The following is a 21,498-nucleotide window of genomic DNA, read 5'->3' as shown; positions in this document are numbered from 1 at the left end:
ATAGATAATTGCGATTTTAACCAGCCTAGTTAGTAAGCTTTGGCTTTCCTTTCAGTATCGTTTTTCAGCATATACGTTAAGTAAACAAGATTCTCAAACAACGTCCTCATTTTACCTTGTGAAACTTGTACCGTTCCATTGTCTATATTGACATGAATGCCATCCGCTTTCTCAAGCACTTTACGATGGATAGGATAGGAACCAATATCCCATTTGGAATAACCCCGGGTATCTCCCTAATGGGTTCCTCTAACAAAATCTCTACATGCCTTATCATTTCGCCCAACTGATCCAGTTTTTTCTCTATTTCTGGAACGACGCATTTTGAGCCAATTACAATGGTTATGTGTGAAAAAAGGGGGCACGCCTTCGCTTTTTCAACGTTTGAAATACCACTTAATCCTTGATATATAAGGCTTTTTCCCATGCAGGATAATGTATCATAAAGTGCTGCTATTCGACCTACCGGTCACCGTGAGGCAAGATGTACTTTTCTACTCGTAGCACCTTGAGAAACTGTGATAATTTTCGCCCACAAAAAACAAAAGCCGCTCATCGGCGGCTTTTTTAAATTATTTGAACCATAGAAGTACCTCTAACGACTTAGTAATGATTTGCCAACCTTAATGCTTTAGGACGAGGTTCAAATATGTATGGGTGACACTATTCACAGTATTTGATTCTTATAAGTTCGAAATGACATCGTTTCTTGTCCACAACCTCTTCACTATGTGAGCGACTAAGCGGAGATTGTGCTCAATGAGCAGGTTACGGGAACGCTGATTACCTTCTGCCATCAATTGCAAATGCTTTGTTTCTTCCTCCTCTTGAAGCGGTTGAGGAAAAGCATTATTTTTGACATAAGAGACAAGAAGTGAAAGCTGTTTAATAAAAAGCGCGATCGCTGAGAACAGTCCAGGCATTTACCGTACACCCCCACGTTGTATTACCTCAGACCGGAAAAACCTTCTGGCTTTTCCGATCCGGGCGAACATTGAAGTCTGTTCTTTAGTGTATGTGGGTAGCTGCCTAGAAGTGCATGTACGCCGAATCGCGAAAAAGAATTTACTCGAACTTTAGCAGATTCCTAACCTAAGCCTGCTCGATTTCCTATGTCTATATCTATGCCTACGCCCATGCCAAAGCCAACACCTAACTCTTACTTTGCAAGGAGTCTGGATCAAGCTGCATAAATTCGATCGGGAAGCCGTCAGGGTCCTTCGCCCAGCATTGGTAATTGTGGTCTTTGCCGCGCTTTGGCTCCACGTCAACCTTAATGCCATGCTTTTTGAGCTGGTCAGCCATTTCAAATATATCGTCCACCTCGAAGCATATGTGCGCCGAGCCCGCATTTTTCGGATGTTGAACGTAATTCCGCTTACCGCCGTAGAACAATTCTATGAATTGCCCCTCCGCCACCTTCAAATAATTAATCCAAGGATTGCCATTATCATCTTCAAGGTCAAAAGCTTTCTCAAAGCCTAATACGTCACAGTAAAAATGAAGCGATTTCTCCATATCCGATACGACAAACGCCACATGTGCATTGCCTTTTAACATCGTTATACCTCCTTTCCCAAGCTGCTTTTGGCATGCGGTGAATCCGGATGGATCTGAACGAATTCCACGGCATTGCCATCGGGATCGTGAATCCAGCAATTATAGTTCAAGTCCTTGCCATGGCCTGGCTGGTCGCCCTCCATAAGCCCGTTCGCATGGAACCGCTTCGCAAGCTCCACGATGTTATCCGTCTCAAAGCAGAAATGGTGATACCCGATAAGGTCAGGCGCGTATCTATTTTCCGGTACTTTAACGCCATCATAAAATAATTCCAAAAACTGCCCGTCCGCCACCTTCAAATAAACAATCCAAGGCTTATCGTGATCATCATGAATTTCAAAAGCTTTCGTTAAGCCTGCAATGCCGCAGTAAAAATGCAGAGACTTCTCCATATCCGTCACGCGCAGCGCGTTATGCGCAATTCCTTTTATCATATGAACTCTCCTTCTAATTAAGTAAGTCAAAAGTGTTTAAAGCTCCCGTTTTGGCCCGATCTCCTGAACGCCTAAAGTAACGCCAAGCGCCTGCTCCGAGTCAAAATAGCTATAGCGCCCCGAGCCGTACTCTCCCTTGTGAATGAGCGGAAGCCCTTGCTGCTCCAGAAAATCGATATGCTGCTCGAAGCCCTCCACCGTAAAGGTGATAAAGTGTACGCCCTGCCCATGCTTTTGCTTATATTCGCTCCATGGACTAGGCTCGTCAAGCGGCTCTAGCAGCTCAATGGTTACGGGACCCATCTGTAAATTCGCGAATTTTGTCCGGGTATCTCTGCGTTCTCCGCGGTACCACGTATAAGAGTCATCTGTTTGGCTAGCCGGCGGATCATCAAGCGATGGCACTTGAATTTCCGGCATCGGCAGCTTAAATAAAGCACAGTAACGTCTGGCAGCTTCTTCAATGTTATCCACGACAAGCCCGATTTTGGTCAGGTTAGCGTTATCCATATGGTTCATACAGCACGTCCCTTCAATTAACAGCATTAGTCGTTATTGCCCCAGCGGTTTGAAACTTTAAACAAAATCAGCGTGAAGGTAAGCGCGATAAGCAATAGCACCCATGCCATAGCCGACGCGTATCCCATTTTGGCGTATTGGAAGGCATTCTGGTACAGATATAAGGAGTAGAACATCGTTGACCCATTCGGCCCGCCCTGCGTAATAATGAACGTCTCCGCAAAAGATTGAAAGGTACCGATTATGCCCGTAATCACGTTAAAAAGAATAACAGGCCGCAGCATGGGCAGCGTGACGGAAAAAATTTTCTGCATCGAGTTCGCACCGTCGATCGACGCGGCTTCATAAAGCGATTCCGGTATGCCCTGCAAGCCCGCAAGGTAAATAATAATCGAGCCACCTGCACCCCATAATCCCATCAGGATAAAAGACGGCTTAGACCAAGTCGGACTGGAGAACCAGCCGGGACCATCAATGCCAAACCAGCCGAGTATCGTATTCACCACACCCGAGTCGGGCTGCAGCACCCAAACCCATAAAATCGACAGGATGACGAATGGTACCAAAGTCGGCAGGAAGAAGACGACCCGGAAAAAAGCCATGCCTTTTACCTTTTTGTTATTAAGAAGAATCGATATAAAAATGGTACAAATCGTAATGACGGTAATGCCGACAAAAACCATATACAGCGTGTTTTTCAACACTTTATAAAACAGGTCGTCACCGGTAAACAACGTCTTGTAATTCTCAAGTCCAACAAATACGGGCTGATTGATGATATCGTAATCGGTTAACGAATAATAAAACGAGCTGATAAGGGGATATGCAGTGAAGCATAGGAAACCGACAATCCAAGGAGAAATAAACAACAATCCGTTCAGCACATTTTTTCTGGCCATATTCATCACTGTTCGCCCCTATCCTTTGATTCCCGAAAAAGCGATCCCTTGAATGAAGTACTTCTGAAGGACAAAGAAAATGATCAGCACCGGCACCGTCATGCTAATGCCTATCGCCATCAATAGCGGCCAGCGCGGATCATTAACGGACATGATCTGCTGGATGCCAAGCGATAACGTATACAGCTTGTTGTCGCTCAAGAACACGAGCGGACCGATAAAATCTCCCCATGAGCCAATGAAGGAGAAGATCATGACCGTGGTGACGACGGGCAAAGATAACGGCAAAATCATTTGCCAATAGATTCGGAACTCGCTCGCCCCATCAACCTTAGCGGACTGAGACAGCTCCTTCGGAATGCCGATGAGAAATTGGCGCAATAAAAAAATGAAAAACGGATTTCCAAAAAAGACAGGAACAATGAGCGGGAGAAATGTTCCGATCCAGCCTAGCTTCTGAAACATGATGAATAATGGAATCATCGTTACTTGGAACGGCAGCATCATCGTAGCGAGCACTAGAACGAATACGCCGTCCCGTCCCTTCCATTCCACGCGCGAGAAACCATAGGCAATCAAGGTATTTGAAATAACGGCGCCAACGATTCCAAATCCCGCAATCGTCAGCGTGTTGCGCAAGTACAGCAGAAACGGAAATTCACCAAAAGCAGTCGAAAAGTTGGACCACTGCGGCTTGCTTGGAATCCAAATCGGGGGATTCGCAAACAGCTCCGAACTGCTCTTGAGTGAACCGGATAACAGCCAGAGGAAAGGAAGGATAAAAGCGAGCGCCGTTAGGCTCAAAATCACGTATACCGCTGTGAGCTCCAATCGTTCCATCAGCTTCTTGGATCTGCGCTTCGCAGGCAACAATGGGGCTGGCTTCAGGGCTGGGACAGAACTTCTCACGTACTTTCACCGCCTTGTGCGTTTTTATTGGACATAAGCTGTCGGAGGCCTGCGCTCCCGAACAAGCAAACCTGTCCGGGAGCAGCAGTCTCAAAGCTAAACCTATTTCTTTTTGTCCAATGCTGCTTGGATCTTTTTCTCTGCATTTTCAAGTAAAGGCTTGGGGTCTTTGTTGTTATAAATGACGCTGTCGCGCAGCAGTATCAACTCATTGGACATTTCTTTGGCTACAGGCGTCAGCGCTGGATGTCCGGAATTCGGCGAAGCTGCGACTTCACGAACGACTTTATACACTTGGTCGTTTTCTTTATCCCACTTGATGGCGTCGCTTGGTTTCGTATAGATGGATATCGAGCGCCAGGTGTTAATGTTGTCCGCGAGAATTTCCGGCTGGCCGGCAAACATAATAAACTTCATCGCATTTTGCGGATTTTTAGCCCCTTTCGGGATCATAAATACGTTTGTTCCAAACGTAGTCGCTTTCTCGCGGCCGCCTTCTGGATAAGGAATGGCAGCTACGCGGTACTCCGTATCGGGCGCATAGATTTTCAGTGCATTGGCGAACCAGTTCCCGTTAACCGTCATGGCAACTTTGCCCGTGAAGAATGGATGATCCGGGGAGAAGGCGCCGCCAAAGCCGGACGTGAACGATTTGATTTTTTCCGGATTGTACTTTTGCGCGTATTTGTTCATCCAGTTGTACATCGTGACCAGATGGTCATCATTCAGCTTAATCGAACCTGTAGCCTCGTCAACATAATTAGCGCCGAACACCCAGCCCCATAGGAAGGAATCATCCCCGGCGTCGATCCAAGGAATGAAGCCCAATCGATCAAAGCCGCTGTCGCTTATTTTCGTAAGCTTTTCCGCTGCTGCATCAAGCTCCTCGATTGTTTGGGGAGGGTTATCAGGATCTAAGCCGGCTTCCCTGAACATGGCCACATTGTAATAGAGCAGGTTGACGTTGGAGTCCTGCGGATAGAGATAGGTTTTGTCTTTATATTTCATCAGCGGCAGAAAAGACGAAAGTACGTCTGACTCTTGGAAATTCAGCGCGGCAAGATAGTCATCCAGAGGCTCCAGCGCGCCTTGCGCAGCAAGCGAGTAAGCGCTTGCATATTCGGAGCTGATAACAACATCCGGCGGATTTTTACCCGAAATGGCTGATACGAGCTTGCCGTTCGTCAACCCGCCATCCGGCGGTACGTAAGTGGCATTGATTTTATAGCCGGGGTTTTTCGTTTCAAATTCGCCCATCCGCCATTTGTCCCACTTCTCGGAATCGCCGCCCCAAGGATACCAGTAATTAAGCTCTCCCCCGTTATCCGTCGTCGCAGCAGCGCTGCCATCCGAATGATCTTTTTCCGCCGTATTTTTTTGATCAGAGCCGCTTGAGCAGGCCGTTATTACGAGCATAAGGGAAAGCATGATGCCAACTAATGTCGTCCATCCTTTTTTCACGGAAAATCCCCCTTAAATAAAGTATTAGTCAGTCGCAATCACCTAACATGTGGTTGTTTTCTTCCTAAACGCCGGAGAAAACTACATGTGAATCCCCTCCTCCCAAATTAGCGTAAACACGTGTTCATTTTTCGACAAAATGCCGCATGACATCGAGTATAAGACGCTTTTATCATGAACACGTGTTTATTTTTTGCTAAAATTTTTGGCTTCTTCGACATGAATTTCGATCTGCGCAGCGATGCTCAACTATAGCTTACTCTTCGGAATTGGTGGAAACCTGCTCTCCCGCCAACTTACATCCATTTGCACGAGCAATCGCCTAGCCTATTTTAGGTACCGTATTCTGTTGCGTTTAATCCATCACGTAAACGCGTGTTCATGAATTCATCATACACAATGCATAAAATCGCTGTCAATCCATTTCACAACAATAAAAAATAAAAAAAAATCGCAGCACATTTCAATTCTATAAAGTCAGGGCTTGAATAAACACGTGTTCATGATATACTTTTCGAAACATCATTATTGTTGCTATATAAATAATCTACAGACAAAGGAAGGGATTACAATGCGGCTTGGCGGGCAAGTATTTCTAGAAGATAAAAATCCTGACAGCTGGTCACATGCGTTAAAACAAGCGGGCTTCCGAGCAACGACCTGTCCAATCAACGGTGATGACGATATGGCTGAGCTTGATGGCTATCTGAAGGCGGCTGAGAAAAATGATATTCTCATTTCTGAGGTCGGTGCATGGAGCAACCCTATCAGCCGAGATGATGCGTCGAGGAAAAACGCGATCGCCTACTGTATCAAACGACTCGAACTGGCAGAACGAATAGCTGCCAATTGCTGCGTGAACATCGCAGGCTCCCGCGGCGAACAGTGGGACGGCCCGGACGCCGACAACTTCAGCGATGAGACGTTCGAGCTGATCGTCGAGACGTCACGTGAAATTATTGATGCGGTCAAACCCGAGCGTACCGTATTTGCACTGGAAATGATGCCATGGGTGTTCCCCGATTCGGCCGACACCTACCTCGCGTTAATCAAAGCGATTGACCGCAAAGGGTTTGGCGTACATTTTGACCCGGTAAATATCGTCTCCAGCCCTCGGGTCTACTACCGGAACGGGGAGATGATCAAAGATTTTATTGCGAAGCTGGCTCCTTATATTCGCAATTGCCATGCCAAAGATATTTTGCTGCGCGGCCACCTAACCGTACATATGGATGAGGTCATTCCTGGCTTAGGCGCACTGGACTATCGGACATTCCTAACCGAGTTAAATAAGCTGCACCCGGATGTCACGCTGATCATCGAGCATTTGTCCACCAATGAAGAATACAAGCAAGCGTCGGATTATATACGTAAAACGGCTTCGGAGCTAAATATATCCCTGTAGTCTAATCGGGAGTCATGCCAATTGCTCTTTTGCTCATTCACAATAGCCCTTTTTGCTATCATCAAGGGCTATTGTAAGGAATGAATCGACGTTGTCCCTGTTTGCTTATACATCGGTATGGCTAATGACCCGGTAGGTTTTGCCCGCTTCCAGCCGGATTTTTGCGGCAGCAGAGCCGGTATGCTCACCTATCCGTTTATCGCCGTCAAAAATCACAATAGAACCCGCTCCATAACTCAAGCAGCAGTCCCCGCTCTTCTTAGCCGTAAGGCTGGCTTCCTTAAGCAAACCTTCCTCCCATTCGAGATCGACCGTCAATGCTCCTCTAGCTCGCAGCCCTGTTGCTTTTCCGCTGCTCCAAGCAGCAGGCAGCGCCGGCAGCAAAGCAAGCTCACCGGCATGCGATTGCAGCAGCATCTCAGCGATGCCTGCCGCGCCGCCGAAGTTACCGTCGATCTGAAACGGCGGATGCGCATCAAACAGATTAGGATACGTCGAATGGGTCAATAGCTGCCGGAGATGGGAAAGGGCTTCATCGCCGTCCTCTAGCCGAGCCCAAAAGTTTACGATCCAAGCCCTGCTCCACCCCGTGTGGCCGCCTCCATGCGAAAGCCGCCGCTCGATCGTCCGTCTCGCTGCCTCGGCAAGCTCCTTCGTACGCCGTACATGAATCTGCTCGCCGGGATGCAGCGCGAACAGCTGCGAGATATGCCGATGCCCGATGTCCGCCTCGTCCCAGTCCTCCAGCCACTCCATAATTTGTCCGTGCTTGCCAATCTCAGGCTGAGGCAGCTTGGCGAGCGCTTCTTCCAGCTCGCGGAGAAACCCATCTTCCATGCCCAATATTCGCTGTGCTTCTATACAAGAGCTCCATAACGCATGAACGATTTGGCTGTCCATCGATGGTCCCATGCAAAGCGTCCCCGTTTCTCCGTTTGGTCTTATGAAACGGTTTTCCGGCGAGAGCGAAGGACCCGTAATCAGCCTGCCTGCGCCATCCTCAGTCATATAGCCGAGAAAAAACAAAGACGCTTCCTTCAATAACGGATAAGCGCGGCGCCTTAAAAACTCCTCATCCAGCCCATACCTGTAATGCTCCCATAAATGGAGCGATAACCACGCTGCTCCCATCGGCCAGATGGAGGAAGAGACCAGAACGCCCTCGACATGCGTGTCTCCCCACAAATTTGTATTGTGGTGAGCGACGAATCCTTGGCAGCCATAGATCTCGCGAGCTGTCGTTCCGCCCGATGCGAGCATACTCTCCGCAAGATCGAACAACGGCTCATGGCATTCCGGCAGCCCGCCGGATTCCGCCGGCCAATAGTTCATCTGCGTGTTGATATTAATCGTATATTTGGACTCCCATGGAGGCGTGAAGCTAGCGTTCCAAATGCCTTGCAGATTAGCTGCGAGCGTGCCCGGCCGCGAGCAGGAAAGAAGAAGATAACGGCCAAATTGATAATACAACGCAAATAGCTCCGCGTCCTCCGCTCCCTCTGCCAGTCTCTGCAGCCGAACGTCGGTTGCCAGCTTTTGGGATTGCTCAGGTCCAGCCTCAGCCGCTTGATTCGCTGAGCCATGCAGCTCAAGCTTCACCCTCTCGTAATATGCCGAGTAATCGCTCACATGCCGCTCCCGCAGCTCGTCATAAGACAGCAGGCTTGCAGCTTGCAGCTGATCAAGGCAAGTCTGCTTTGGATCAGGATGGCGGAAGGAGGTATTAGCCGCGAGCAGCAGCGTTACCGCGTCCGCCCCTTCAACCGAGAGGAAATCTCCGATGACGCGTACGGTCCCGCCCTCGGCAGCAGCACTTACCGCTGCCGCATATTGCACGCCGCCTGGTCCGCATTGACCGCTCATCATAATCGCCCGCTCGCCTGCCGCCGCCGTCCCTTCGTCGAAGGGACGGCGCATCAAATTGACGCCAACCGTTATCGCGCCCGGCACGTCAGCTGTCAGACGAACAGCCATAACCTGATCAACCGCGCTGCTAAAGTACTCTCTTTGATACAAAACCTGATTCCGGCTGTACTTGACGCGGGTTATCGCATCTTCCAGGTCAAGCTCACGCTCGTATCCCTCTACTAATCCTTCATGCCCCTGAGTCCAGAGCAGCATTTCGCCGAGCGGCTGATATGGGTGAAGGTATTTGGGACTCGACATCAGCGCCATCCGCGCCAAATGCTCCGCTTCATTTTGCTTGCCATGCATAAGCAGTTGTCGGATTTTTGGTAGATTCGTTCGCGCATCGGGATTATTTCCGCGGATCGAGCCGCCGTACCACAGCGAATCCTCGTTCAGCTGTACAGTCTCCTTGGCTACGCCGCCGAACACCATGCCGCCAAGCCGGCCGTTGCCGATAGGCAGCGCCTCTTCCCACTTGCTTGCGGGCGCTGTGTACCATAGTCGTCGCTCCATCTTTCTACCCCCTCGCGTTAGTCCATCCGTCTATTCGTCATGTAGTGCCAGCCCTATCGCGGCAAAGCGCCACTTCACGCTGGAATAAGAAGCCGGTAATTTCGAATCGCCGGATAACACGCCTTGAAAACCGCCTTCCTCCGTTTTCGTTACTTCCGCCTTCCACCAGCCGCAAGCGCCGTTTTCATGATCCAACGTTACTCCATCGTCATCGTACAGCAGGCATGAGCCTGCAACAGATCCAAAATGCACGAATTCAAGCTGAGTTTTCTCGCCTGGGCGGAGCGCATGCGGCTGCGAAGCCATCATCGGAATAACCGCGCCGTCGCGCACAAATATAGGTATCGTATCCAGCCCAGCGCGAACCCTGATAACGCCGCCCCCTTCATGCCGCTCTCCCGTCTCGAACCCGATCCATGAGCCGGACGGCAAGAGCACATCTCTCTCGGACTCCCCTTCAACGAGCGGCGCGACGAGCAGCGAATCCCCGAACATATATTGGTCGTCCCATTGCGGAATGACGCGCTTTCCGTAGGCTCCATCCGTCGTATTCAGCTTCTCCGCTTCCATCCTTTGCTGCTCGGCGTGGACGAGCTCCTCCGGTGTAACGACAAACGGCATCGCGCGGAAGGGAGGAATGCCTTTTTCATGGTAAGCAGCGAACGCTGTATATAAATAAGGCTGCAAGCGCATCCGCAGCTTGATGTAGCGGCGAATAATCGGTTCGACCTCAGGATATGACCAAGGCTTTGTTCCGTCGCCCCAAGCATTCAGCATGGCAAGCGGCGAGAAGCAGACGGTCTGCATTCTTCTGACCCAATCCTCGGCACTGCGCGCACGGCGCACCTCCGGCGACCACAACAATCCGCTGAAGGAGGAATTGCACAGCGCCCTAATAAATTGCTTGTGGTCATATAGATCCGAATAAAGCACATAGGGCAGCGAGGAAGCCGCTGCGTTTGATGCCCGGACAAGGCCACAGGTGCGCAGGTTGTCCGCGCGGTAGAGGTCATTCGTCATTTTTTGGAACATTAGGCCGTAAACTTGCCGCATCTGCTCACCGTCAAGCCCGGATGGAAAACGGGCATGCTCTGGGAACATCCAAGAATTGTTGGTCAGCTCGCTGCCATCGCATTCGTCCAGCTTGTAGCCCGATACGCCAATCGCAACGTGCTTCTCCTTATGCTGCTTGGCATACAGCTCCCGCGCTTCCGGCAGCGCATAGTCAGGGGCAAGCCCGCCCCATACCGAGTAATTGCCGGACAGCGGCTTAAGCGCCGGATAAAGCTCGCTCTCCGGCGACACATAAGGATGCTCCCACAGGTTGACGCGGAAGCCGTTATCCGCGAGCTTGCGAACGAATCGTTCGGGAGCAGGGAACCGCTCCGCGTCCCATTCATACGTTACCGGATAGCTGCGGCTATGCCAGCCCGGCTCCAAACCAATTACGTCGCAAGGGTAATCCCGGCGGCGGAATTCCATCGCTTCCGCAAGCGCCTCCTCCTCATTGAATAAGGTAGGCACGCGATGCCAGAAGCCCAGTCCCCACTTCGGCGGCAGCGTACCGCCGCCGCAGAACAGATTGTAGCGGCTTACCGCATCGCCAAGCGATGGACCGCCGAACACATAAATGTCCGCGCCTTCCTCCGGCAAGCGGACCTCCGCGCGGGCTGAAGGCAGCGTCGCCCGCCATTTTGCATCGCGATTGCGGTCCTTTGCATCCTCCGCGCTCGTCTCGTCAAGGCGAAGCGCCGAGCCGAGATGCATCGTGACCGCACGCGCCGTATCGATTAACACGCCATACCCGCGGTCGCTCACGTAGAAAGGAACCGGCGCATGCGTCTCTCCGGTATCCTGCTTCGGATCGCTGTTCACGCGGAGATAGCGGGTTCGTCCGCGCTGGTTCATTCGCATGAATTGCAGCCCCGTTCCGTAAAGCTTCTCGTTAGCCGAAAGCGGCAGCGTGAGCATTTGGCGTCCGCTGACCGAATTGTCAACCCGGACCTCCTCCCATTCAAAGGGTGGATTCGCCTTCGCCATCTGCTTAAGCGCCTCCAGCCTCGGATCTGCTCCGATTAACGATAGCGGCGTGAGCGCCTGCGAATCTCCAATTGTGGCACGCCATACACCCGGCGCAGCTTCCGTCCATGTCAAAGTTGTCATTGTATGGTCCTCCCCAAATCCGGCAGTTCAATTTGTATGTTATGGCCCGATTCGCCGGACAGATTGGCATAGTGGACAAGCGCCTGCGTAAGCAGATAATCGTTGCCGCTTGTTTCCGCTTCCTGCCTTGTTTCAAGCGAAGCCAAAAACTCCGTTAACGTATCCGTCTCGCCAACATCGGCAAAGTCATTAATGACCTCTGTCCCATCCTCTTTGTAAATGCGAATCTCCTTGCCTGCCAGCACCAGCGCGCCGTTTGTCCCCTCTATTCGCCAGTCGCCGGCCCATAACGTCTCCGGCCCCCGCGAGGCGATCGTCGCCGCATAACCGGCTATAATTCCGCCTTCCATCTCAATGATGGCGCTCGCGTTAATAAGCGCGCCTTCCTCTTCCCAGCTGCCAAGCGGATTATACAATTTCGCTTGGATGGCCTTCCCCTCGCGTCCGGTCAAATAACGAAGCATATCAAAGTGATGTACGCCGATATCGTCCAAAATGCGCACCGCATACTTCCGCTGCACCTGATGATAACGGCGGAACTGTATGTCGATCGTCGAGATCGCCCCGATGATGCCCTCGTCCAGCAGCTGCTTCATTTTGCGCACATAGGGAAAACGCCGGTAGTTCTCGGCGATCATGAACGGAATATTCTCTTTCGCCGCTCTAGCAACAATCTCTATCGATTCCGAATAATCGAAGGAGATGGGCTTCTCGCAAAGCACGGGCAGGCCTCTGTCAAATGCAGCATGGTTGACCCGCGTATGCGCAGCCGGAGAAGTTACATTAACGAGGAAGTCGGCCTCCTCTTGCGCAAGCGCCTCCTCCAGAGAGGTATAGAACGGATAAGGAGCCTCTTCCAGCTTAGCCTTCATGGCGGGGTCCGTCTCAACGACTGCCGCGAGCAAGCCCCTGTCTCTCAATCTTTTGTACCAGCTAAAGCCTGCACTTCCGAGACCAACTAATATTGCTTTCATCGCTTATTCTCCTTCCGATTCCGCTAGCGGAATGACCATATTCCAAGTTTGGGAAGCTTTCTGAAATCCGCCCGGCCCATCAGCCGCAGCCGCGAATAAATGGGTTGGCTTGCCGTTTTGAAACAATAGAAACGGACGCTCCATGCTTCCCATGGTCTGAACCGTTCCATCATCCCAGCGGACGGTGCGCGAGTAGGCTTGCGGCTGCTCGGACAGCGCCCATTGCATGCCATCCTTGGAGGAGGCTTGTATGCCGCCATGCTTCTCACCGCCGAGCGTGCCGTCCATATCCTTCGCAATAAGCGAATACCCTTCCTGCGTTTGCCATATGAACGGGTCCTCAATATGGAACTCAGCAGGCGGGAATACAGGCTCCTCTGACATCACCTTGTAAGGCCCGCTCCAATGCTCCGCCTCGGCAACTCCAATCGTCATTTGGCCAAAATCATTGCCTTCATGCCGCCGGGCCTTGTAGATAAGCAGCACTGAGCCGTCTTCCCTAACGCACGGTGCCGGATTCGAAGTCAAGTAGCTGTCGAAGCGGCCGGGACGAGTCGGCAGCAGCGGAGCATCGCTCCTCCTCCACGGACCGAATACGCTATCCGAAACCGCAAGTCCCACCCTCTTGTTCGAACGGGCAACGATGGTTCGCGGATCGCCAAGCCCGCATTCCATGCCGGCAACCGGCTCAGGCAATGGATGCGTGGTGCCCATATAATAGAGAAGATAGACGCCGTTATGCTTGACGATATGCGGATTATGCGTGCTGCGCCCATCCCAATATTCCGCGCCTCTTGCCGGAAGCACGATTTCCTGAAAAACATAAGGCCCTTCCGGCGTATCGGATACTGCCCTTACGATTTCGGAGGCTAACAGCCAGCCCGGATGCATGGGCACCGTCATCGGCCATCTGGAGGCAAACATATGAAACCGGTCATCCTCACCTTTTACGACGGATCCGCACCAGACCCAGTAGCCTTCCATCTTGAAGCCGCCGCTTCTCGGAGCGGGCAGCATTCTCCCTGCAATGCTGCTTGCATGCATCACTCTCACCCCTTAGCCGTCAAATGTTTTTCCTTCATGGCGTACCGTTTGGACGCACTTTCGAACAGCCACTGCCGAGCCGTATGCAAAGCAGTCTCCTCATCGATCCATCCCGATTCCAACCGCTCCCATAGAAATTCTGCGGCCAGCTTCTTGACTAACATAATTTTGCCAAAGCTCCATTCCATGCAGCGGGCATCGGATACGATAACCGAGCTTTTGCTGGCGGGCAGCGCTTCAAGCCGGTATTGCATGCTGTCCCGGTAGGTGCTGGCACGGAAGTTGAACCACCACATGCCGCCGATATGCACATTCGGGAAATTCCAAGCCGCCTGCACCGCGTCTAGGTTATTAAGCTCAGAAGCAAGCACAAGCTCAAATGAACAGCTGTACTTCTCAAATAAAGCGGTCAGCTTCAAAATTCTTTCCGTGTCGTTTACCGGAAAAGCAGTTCCGCACCACGAACGCTCTACGCCTAGGAATAGCTGGACGATCAAGCCGTTTTGCTCTGACGCGGCGCATACGGCATGCAGCAGCTCCATCATAATTTCGTCGCGTGTGCTGCTGTCGCTAATCGTGTATCGGATATGAGCGCTGGTTTCATATGCAGGCAGCGTCGTCATAACGCCGGGCAAGCCTGCTGCTCCATAACTGCCGAGCAATTGGCTAATCTCTGACCGCACGCCCAAAAACTCGCCGGCTGGATCTGCCGATTGCGCCACGCGGTCAACCCACTTCCCTATTGCCCCGTCTATCCGAGGTATAAGTACAGCATGCTCACGCATCCCTTCAAATACGGCATGCTCCGGATGATTCACGACGAACCTGCGGATATTCAGCCGGTCTGCCGTTTGCTGTGCCCAGCCTTCATCCGTACTTGACCGTTTAACTGCGGCTATCGCTTCTCTGATAGATTCAGCATCCTTAATCTCAATGCGATACAGCTCCCGCATAATCGCAGTAAAAGTCCAATTCATCAACGTGCTTCTCGTTTCCTTATATGCATTCAAAAAAGCGGCGATGCGCTCTTCCTCTGGCAGCTTCTCGGAATCAGCCGGGTAACCGCCGGCTTGCAGCTCCCGGAACAGCCAGAAATAATGCGCGATTTCCCAGAAGTCGCGCGCGCTGAGACGATCACCCACCAGATGGGTATGCGTATCGAATACCGGCAGCGCCATCACATGGTTTATGAATTGTTCTTTCGTATTCCCACCATTCCCAATCGAGCTCATGCGAACCTCTCCTTTTATCTGCTTTAAGTTGTGACCCTTTTTAATCGGTAAAGCTTGCTGCGAAAATCGCCCTTCCATATCGGAAGCTTTAGTCCAACCCTCATCAGCTCGTCGCCGCCAAGCAGCTCTTCGCCGTCCTCAGGCCGATCCGCATCGTAGAGCAGATAGTCATGCTCGGAGTTAAGCCCCTGCAACCGAAGCTTCTTAAGCGGCGCGTTCGCCTCGGATAACACTTGGAAATAGCCGACCATCGCCTCGGAGCCATCCTCCATCACGAACATCCATGCCGTATCGTTCCCATGAAACGGACTGCGAAGGCGGTAGAACTCGCCGCTCTGGATGAGGTAACGCATATCCTTGTACAAGCTGATCTGCTGCTTCACTGCTGTTTTCTCTGCCTCGGTCAGTAAAGCCGGATTCAGCTCATAACCAAAGTTGCCGGACATGGCGACATGGCCGCGCATCTCGATTGGCGTTGTCCGGTGCACCTGATGATTAGGAACGGCGGATACGTGGGCGCCCATCGCGCTGATGGGATAAACGATGCTCGTTCCGTACTGGATTTTGAGACGCTCAACCGCATCGGTGTTGTCGCTCGTCCATGTTTGCGGCATATAGTAGAGCATGCCTGGGTCGAACCTGCCGCCGCCGCCGGAGCAGCTCTCGAACAGCACATAAGGGAATGCCGAAGTGAGTCGGTCCAGCACCTCATATAATCCGAGGATGCAGCGGTGCGCAGTCTCGCGCTGCCGCTCTGGCGGAAGCAGCGCTGAGCCAACCTCCGTCATATTGCGGTTCATGTCCCATTTGACATAAGTGATCGGAGAGCTTTGCAGGACGCTGCTAATGGTCCCGACAATGTAATCCCTCACATCCTGACGGGAATAATCGAGCACCAGCTGCTGCCGCGCCTCCGTTCTCCGCCGTCCTGGCACATGAAGGCACCAGTCCGGATGGGCGCGGTACAGCTCGCTCTCCGGTGAAACCATCTCCGGCTCGAACCAAATGCCGAACTGCATGCCCAATTTGCTTACACGCTCGACTAGATTCGGCAAGCCTTTAGGCAGCTTGCGCTTGTCGACGAACCAGTCGCCAAGCGAGCTTTTGTCATTATCCCGCTTGCCGAACCAGCCGTCGTCTAACACAAACAGCTCCGCTCCAAGCTCCTTGCCCTCGCGTGCGATCTCCTCGATTTTGTCTGCGTCAAAATCAAAGTACGTCGCCTCCCAGTTGTTGAGCAGCACGGGACGCGTCCGGTCGCGGAAAGCTCCTCGGCATAAGCGCGTCCGGTACAGCTTATGATACGTCCGCGACATCGCGCCAAGCCCTTCCGACGAATACACGAGTACCGTCTCCGGCGCCTGGAACGACTCGTCTGGCTCCAAATGCCAGCAGAAGTCGAATGGATTGATGCCCATTGCGACGCGGGTCGTATGATAGGGGTCAACCTCTGCCTGCGCCACAAAGCTGCCGCTGTACACGAGGCTGAAGCCGTAGGCTTCGCCTTGCAATTCGTTCGTGTCCTTCGAGAGAAGGGCAATAAAGGGATTGAGCGAATGGCTGCTCGCTCCCCTTCTGCTCTCGATGACCGAACCGCCGGATGCGAGCGGACGACGCTCGATGTGGCGCTCTCTTGCCCACGTTCCGGGCAGCTGAAGCATGTCGAAGTCATCATGGGGAAAGTCGATGCTCATGCTGAGCGCGCGCAGCAGCTTCATCGGAGCGCCGCTTTCATTGATATAGCGAACCGAGCGGGCCACGGCGTCCAAATCGCGGAACGTCGTGTAGGTCAGAATCGCCTTCAAGCCTATGATCGGATCGACCAGAACGATTTCGAGGCTTTCTGCTTCGCTTGCCTCCACGGCATAAGTTGAAGGAAGACCGCTAAGCGCAGGCTTGCCGGCATAGATGCGGTGCGATTCATAGACAAGCTCGCTGACCGTCGTTCCGTCCTCAACCTGGACTTGATAGGCAGGAACCCGGAAGTCGCTGCCTCCGAAGCCGGGAAGCTCTTGTGGCAGCGTATCGAGCGACAGCGTCAGATCGCTTGGATCCGTCGACGGCGAGAATGAGCATCTGCGACGGATGGCGAGCAGCGCACCGGCGCTTGTGCCCCTGACTTTACCGCCCCAATGAACATGTGCGAGATATTTGTTTCTCACAAGCTGCATGATATAGCTGGATGATCGGCTTTGCAGATGGAATGTCTGCGCTGCCTCGTCATATACGATCGTCATCGTTCTCCTCCAATGCGGACGAGCTTAGCGTCCTTTATTTCCGATTTTCCGAGACAATTACGCCTTCTCCGTTGTTATACCGCTCGGTCGCATCCTTGATAATGTCGAGGCCGCCTTTCTTTTTGTACTCCTCAATTACTTTAGGCCAATCCGCGATCGGCTCCTTGCCGTAGATCATCTTTACCATGTGCTCGATAATCAGCTTCGGCCCCGTATCATCGCCGAGCGGGGATGCATCCGGATATTTTGAAAACGTCTCTAATGAAGGAGAGAAACGAACGGTTCCCAGCCCTTCCTTCGACACGACTGTATCCAGGTACATCATCATGTCACGGCCGTCTTCTGTCAGCTCTTCCTTCGCCTTGTTGTAGATCATGTCATGCACGAACCAGAACATGCCGCGGAACCGGTCCTCATCCATCGCCTCTGGCTCAGTCGGCGGCGTGTAATTGATTTTGCCGTCGCTATCCTTCGTGTAGGTATCGCCTTCAATGCCAAATGTGAAATAAATTTCCGCTTCCGGCGTCAGCATCCATTCAAAAAACTTAATAATAGCGATCGCCTTCTCTTGCGACACTTTGCTGTTGATATAGTAAGAGGTGTTCACGCTTGGGTAGAGCAAATGTCCGCCTACATTTTCCGGGCCGCGCGGCGACGGGATGATGTCGAGCTTCGCTTCAGGCACGGCGTTAATGAGCTTGCCTCGCAGCTCTGTTAGAAGCTGGGCGTTCGCTGACCACATGCCCGATCTTCCGCTTTCATTGTTCTTGCTGTAGTCGCTTGATGACAKGGAAGCAAAATCCTTCGGAATCAAACCCTCGTCGTACATCGTCTTGTACGTCTCTAGCGCTTTTGTCATATTTTCCACGTCAAAAAACTTCGGCACAACCTCGCCATTTTGCAGCTCGAACTGCGAAGGCAGCACGTCGAATGCCCCCATCACCGTATCGGCATATTTGAAATTTTCCCTCATTTGATAAGGAAACTCGACGCCGTTTTTCTTCATGGCACGCATGACGTCCAAAAACTCCTCGACCGTCCTCGGAGCCGCCAGACCCGTCTTCTCAAGCAAGTCCGTACGGATGAACAAAGCGCGGCGCGACGGATTGGAAATCCATGCCGGGATGCCGTAGATCTTGCCGTCATAGCTGGTTTCCTGCCAAGCTTCAGGTGGCACAGCCTTCATCAAATTTGGCGCATGCTCCTTTAGCAAAGCATCCAGCGGCATAAAGATACCGGACTCTACGGAGCCGGACATCCCCTTGGATGTAGCCCCGCCAACGTTCTGAACGACATCGGGAATGTCATTTGAGGCGAATAGGAGCGACATTTTGCTGGCAAAATCCTTCAAAGGGATCATTCGGATGTCCAGATCCGTATTCGTCAGCTCCTCCAGCTTGAGTACCCACTTCTCGCTGTTTATATCAGCAGACCGCTCCGCATGCTTGTTGCCGCTAGTAGCCATAGACATGGAGAAGGACGTTTTGCCGCCTGCTGCCGGGACGCTGTCGCCGCCCTTCGGCTTGTTGCCTGCCGCCTTGCCGTCCGCGCATCCTGCAGCAACTATGGCAATCAATGCGCTGATCATTGTCAACTTAAGTACTCGTTTCAATCCCATCACCTCTTCTGTATGTTTTTTAGCGCTTGCTTGCCTAGACGCTCTTCCAGCTGCTGTTTATAAAGGCTCTCGATCCTTACATGCTTGCCTTCATGCTCCCAATACGCTTCGGCGCGAGGGCGAGGGTCATACGCGGATGGCACTATGCCCGGAATCTTCGGTCCAACGTGGCCAATGGCATAGTTCTGCGCCGTTGGCGGCTGCTGGCTTGTCAGCTCGCCCTCCGTGTTCCATGTCACATAGTTTGCGCCCGCCCAGCCATGCCCGCTTCCCAGCCATACTCTGTCCCGAATCGAGATCAGACCGCTCACGCTGTCAAAAAGCCCGCCGACCGACCAGCGGTGATGCGGCTCGCTCGTGTTGTACTCCTTGGCAGATACGCTGTCGAGAAAGACGTTTGGACCGGTAACATAGCTGTCCACGATTAATGCATGCCGCGCCGTCTCGGTGTAAATCCGCTGTGCCAAACTCAGCTGTCCCATGAAATGAATCGCGTAGCGCCGTCCGCCCGTCACGATGCTGACCATATCGTACATGCTGCTGTCTTGCACCGTAATCCACTTTGCATGGCATCCCACTTGGACGAGCGAATAGGACAAATGGCTGCCCGTCACGTTTCGTACCCAGCCGTTCTTGGCGCTGCCGAAGACGACAAACCGTTCGGCATGATTTTCGTCCGCATAATAAGGCTCTGCCGTGTCGTTATCCATAACCGTATCTATGATGCGCGGATCAAAATCACTGTCCACGCGGATGTGCTCGACGCCAACCTGCTCAATGCGGTCAGCATCCGTATATTTAAAAATTTCGCCGCCGCCCCATCTGCGTTCGATTGCATTTGAGATGGGCGCATCGACGGTAATCTCATTTCCATGGATTGCGGTAATGATTCGGTCAAAGTCGAGGTCAAACGGGGACCACTGGGTCACTCCGCCGCCTGGGCGATTATAGATATGGTCCATGCCGATCTCATGAATCCAGCGGTCATTCCCCATACGGCGGATTATAATTTGGTCTCCCGCACGGAAGGTGGATGCACCCGTTACCCGAAAGCTTCTTGCGCCGCACGGCACATAAAGATCTGCGACAGCCACTCGTGAAGCCGTGTCGATTACCGGAGCGTTTGTCCCGCCGATCTCGACCAGATTGCGCTTCATCACGCCAGTTCCGTGAATAACCGTGCCTCCCTCGCCATCGCCTTCCCCGCGCAGCACGATTCCGCCTGCCCGAATGTACAGCGTGCCGCTTACTTCGAATTTCCCTCGCTTTAGCAAAACGGCACCGCGGAAGCCTCGTTCATTTACAGGCAGCTGTTCAACGCGGTCAATCGCGGCTTGAATGCTCGCCGTATCGTCTCCCTCGCCTGGTTCAACGACTGCCTGCACCGGAACATCTGGCAGCGGCACTCCGCCGCCCATGTAGCCGGCATTAGAAAAGTCTAGCAATCTATTCCCTTTATAATCGCTGGCATAGATCATTTTGTTCTTTTTATCTAAGAAAGCGATCTGGCAATCATCTTTAGAAATGTCCTCCTGCTTCCATACTGTGAAATAGTAGGAATTATAAACCAGCCCTGCGCCTGCGCGCTCAATGGTCAAACGAAGCTCATATTCGCCCTGTTCGCTTGCCCTGCCAGGCAGCGATAGCTTGATCGTATCTCCCTTAATCAGGGAGGCCGAAGGGATTCGCTCCACAATGGTTGAGCCGTGCGTTATCAACTCTCCGCTTACTCGTCCGTTCACATTCGAGTGCAAGGTAACCTCGGGATAGAAGTCGCCTGGCTCAATAAGAGCGGGACGGCCTATTTTCGCTTCCATCGTTGGATGCGCAACCGACACATTAGAAAACACATATTCCTCTGCCTCGAACTCACTCGGATCGCTTACGCTCACCCACAGGTCGTTCGTCTTTAGACTCGCATCTCCTGCCCTAACCTCCGCATAGAGGAGAGTGGCTCCTACTTGATTAGCTGACAGCAAGCCCGATGAATCAACCGAGATGTCGGCAGTTGCGGCTAAAAACGTCTTGGTCATGCCGCCAAGGTCAACTTCCTCGCCGGACTCTAATCGGCCCTTCAGCGATAAGCTAATGAAATCGCCCTTATGCAGCTTGATTTCGCTATTGAGCCCATACTCCAAACCCTCGCTGTCTGCAAAATAAATCCGTTTCAGATGCCGCGGGGCTGCTTGCTTCGTGGCGCTCTCGTTCACTTCTGCCCCCAGCGCCAGCTTCTTTCCAATCGGCAATAGTTCCGCGAACAAAAAAAGTATCGGCAGCCTCAAACTGATTTTCCTCCCCCCATTCACGTATCATTTCCCACCTCTCGCCGTTTATTGAAACGCCTTCATAATACCTCCGCTGTCACCACATTGACATGTCATTTCTTCACATCGAAATGTGTTTTCCTATGCTGCTTCCTTGTATTCCTCTCGAAATCGTAAGAAAGCCCACCTCCGGCACAAGGAAACACAATCTAACCTTCTTAAAAAACGTACCGCATGCATGCGTATGTTTGGGTGTGCAAAAAAGCAAAAAGAGCTTTAGAATCGCTTCTAAAGCTCTTTACGCCTACCAGTAATCGTGTCAGCAAACCGGAAGCCGGAAGCTAGCTAAATCCTGCTT

The 21,498-nt window shown here is 52.2% G+C and carries 16 protein-coding genes and 1 pseudogene; 1 reads left to right on the top strand and 16 read right to left on the bottom strand.

Annotated features, from left to right (window positions below):
* Positions 1–29: 29 nt before the first annotated feature.
* From ADU23_RS34245 to ADU23_RS17850, 8 genes and pseudogenes are all read right to left on the bottom strand, one after another.
* Positions 30–179 (bottom strand): DUF5677 domain-containing protein, encoded by a 150-nt coding sequence (locus ADU23_RS34245; RefSeq protein WP_442950610.1) that lies wholly within the window; start codon positions 177–179, stop codon positions 30–32.
* 507 nt (positions 180–686) lie between these two features.
* Positions 687–923 (bottom strand): annotated as a pseudogene (locus ADU23_RS33645) (RNA polymerase subunit sigma-70); the annotation flags it as partial.
* Between the two features lie 229 nt (positions 924–1,152).
* A complete protein-coding gene (locus ADU23_RS17875) occupies positions 1,153–1,560 on the bottom strand; it encodes a VOC family protein (RefSeq protein WP_053374970.1) in 408 nt (135 codons plus the stop codon).
* Between the two features lie 2 nt (positions 1,561–1,562).
* On the bottom strand, positions 1,563–1,994 hold the full coding sequence (locus ADU23_RS17870; protein WP_053374969.1) for a VOC family protein: 432 nt from the start codon (positions 1,992–1,994) through the stop codon (positions 1,563–1,565).
* A 36-nt stretch (positions 1,995–2,030) separates the two neighbouring features.
* A complete protein-coding gene (locus ADU23_RS17865) occupies positions 2,031–2,513 on the bottom strand; it encodes a VOC family protein (protein ID WP_053374968.1) in 483 nt (160 codons plus the stop codon).
* A 26-nt stretch (positions 2,514–2,539) separates the two neighbouring features.
* Entirely contained in the window at positions 2,540–3,418 is an 879-nt protein-coding gene (locus tag ADU23_RS17860; RefSeq protein WP_053374967.1) for a carbohydrate ABC transporter permease, read from the bottom strand.
* Between the two features lie 12 nt (positions 3,419–3,430).
* On the bottom strand, positions 3,431–4,321 hold the full coding sequence (locus ADU23_RS17855; RefSeq protein WP_231637454.1) for a carbohydrate ABC transporter permease: 891 nt from the start codon (positions 4,319–4,321) through the stop codon (positions 3,431–3,433).
* Positions 4,322–4,423: 102 nt separating this feature from the next.
* Entirely contained in the window at positions 4,424–5,782 is a 1,359-nt protein-coding gene (locus ADU23_RS17850) for an ABC transporter substrate-binding protein (RefSeq protein WP_231637453.1), read from the bottom strand.
* A 571-nt stretch (positions 5,783–6,353) separates the two neighbouring features.
* On the opposite strand from ADU23_RS17850, the gene ADU23_RS17845 reads away from it, so the two are divergent.
* A complete protein-coding gene (locus ADU23_RS17845; protein ID WP_053374966.1) occupies positions 6,354–7,187 on the top strand; it encodes a sugar phosphate isomerase/epimerase family protein in 834 nt (277 codons plus the stop codon).
* Positions 7,188–7,292: 105 nt separating this feature from the next.
* On the opposite strand, the gene ADU23_RS17840 is transcribed toward ADU23_RS17845, so the two are convergent.
* From ADU23_RS17840 to ADU23_RS17805, 8 genes are read right to left on the bottom strand one after another with little or no spacing between them, the layout of a single operon-like run.
* Positions 7,293–9,608 (bottom strand): glycoside hydrolase family 95 protein, encoded by a 2,316-nt coding sequence (locus ADU23_RS17840; RefSeq protein ID WP_053374965.1) that lies wholly within the window; start codon positions 9,606–9,608, stop codon positions 7,293–7,295.
* Between the two features lie 30 nt (positions 9,609–9,638).
* Positions 9,639–11,771, bottom strand: a complete 2,133-nt coding sequence (locus ADU23_RS17835) for a glycoside hydrolase family 31 protein (protein WP_053374964.1) — start codon at positions 11,769–11,771, stop codon at positions 9,639–9,641.
* Entirely contained in the window at positions 11,768–12,745 is a 978-nt protein-coding gene (locus ADU23_RS17830) for a Gfo/Idh/MocA family protein (RefSeq protein WP_053374963.1), read from the bottom strand. The genes ADU23_RS17835 and ADU23_RS17830 overlap by 4 nt, the downstream gene beginning before the upstream one ends.
* Before the next feature lie 3 nt (positions 12,746–12,748).
* Positions 12,749–13,789 (bottom strand): glycoside hydrolase family protein, encoded by a 1,041-nt coding sequence (locus ADU23_RS17825; protein WP_197286083.1) that lies wholly within the window; start codon positions 13,787–13,789, stop codon positions 12,749–12,751.
* Positions 13,790–13,794: 5 nt separating this feature from the next.
* On the bottom strand, positions 13,795–15,021 hold the full coding sequence (locus tag ADU23_RS17820; RefSeq protein ID WP_053374962.1) for a hypothetical protein: 1,227 nt from the start codon (positions 15,019–15,021) through the stop codon (positions 13,795–13,797).
* Between the two features lie 23 nt (positions 15,022–15,044).
* Entirely contained in the window at positions 15,045–17,258 is a 2,214-nt protein-coding gene (locus tag ADU23_RS17815; protein WP_053374961.1) for an alpha-galactosidase, read from the bottom strand.
* Positions 17,259–17,292: 34 nt separating this feature from the next.
* The gene (locus ADU23_RS17810) at positions 17,293–18,876 is read right to left on the bottom strand and encodes an extracellular solute-binding protein (RefSeq protein WP_063846040.1); all 1,584 of its coding nucleotides are present in this window, start codon (positions 18,874–18,876) and stop codon (positions 17,293–17,295) included.
* Positions 18,876–21,158, bottom strand: a complete 2,283-nt coding sequence (locus ADU23_RS17805) for a hypothetical protein (RefSeq protein ID WP_231637452.1) — start codon at positions 21,156–21,158, stop codon at positions 18,876–18,878. The genes ADU23_RS17810 and ADU23_RS17805 overlap by 1 nt, the downstream gene beginning before the upstream one ends.
* Positions 21,159–21,498 lie beyond the last annotated feature (340 nt).

Origin of the sequence: Paenibacillus sp. FJAT-27812 (genome assembly GCF_001273905.1) — a bacterium.
GTDB lineage: Bacteria > Bacillota > Bacilli > Paenibacillales > Paenibacillaceae > Pristimantibacillus.
The sequence above is the reverse complement of the archived record's forward strand: the minus strand, read 5'-3'. Positions and strand labels throughout refer to the sequence as shown.

Excerpts from the sequence above, each read along its gene's own strand:
- ADU23_RS17830 (WP_053374963.1), bottom strand. The coding sequence starts at position 12,745 with ATGAAAGCAATATTAGTTGGTCTCGGAAGTGCAGGCTTTAGCTGGTAC.
- ADU23_RS17845 (WP_053374966.1), top strand. The coding sequence starts at position 6,354 with ATGCGGCTTGGCGGGCAAGTATTTCTAGAAGATAAAAATCCTGACAGC.
- ADU23_RS17875 (WP_053374970.1), bottom strand. The coding sequence starts at position 1,560 with ATGTTAAAAGGCAATGCACATGTGGCGTTTGTCGTATCGGATATGGAG.
- ADU23_RS17860 (WP_053374967.1), bottom strand. The coding sequence starts at position 3,418 with ATGAATATGGCCAGAAAAAATGTGCTGAACGGATTGTTGTTTATTTCT.
- ADU23_RS17865 (WP_053374968.1), bottom strand. The coding sequence starts at position 2,513 with ATGAACCATATGGATAACGCTAACCTGACCAAAATCGGGCTTGTCGTG.
- ADU23_RS17820 (WP_053374962.1), bottom strand. The coding sequence starts at position 15,021 with ATGAGCTCGATTGGGAATGGTGGGAATACGAAAGAACAATTCATAAAC.
- ADU23_RS17840 (WP_053374965.1), bottom strand. The coding sequence starts at position 9,608 with ATGGAGCGACGACTATGGTACACAGCGCCCGCAAGCAAGTGGGAAGAG.
- ADU23_RS17835 (WP_053374964.1), bottom strand. The coding sequence starts at position 11,771 with ATGACAACTTTGACATGGACGGAAGCTGCGCCGGGTGTATGGCGTGCC.
- ADU23_RS17870 (WP_053374969.1), bottom strand. The coding sequence starts at position 1,994 with ATGATAAAAGGAATTGCGCATAACGCGCTGCGCGTGACGGATATGGAG.
- ADU23_RS17825 (WP_197286083.1), bottom strand. The coding sequence starts at position 13,789 with ATGCATGCAAGCAGCATTGCAGGGAGAATGCTGCCCGCTCCGAGAAGC.
- ADU23_RS17815 (WP_053374961.1), bottom strand. The coding sequence starts at position 17,258 with ATGACGATCGTATATGACGAGGCAGCGCAGACATTCCATCTGCAAAGC.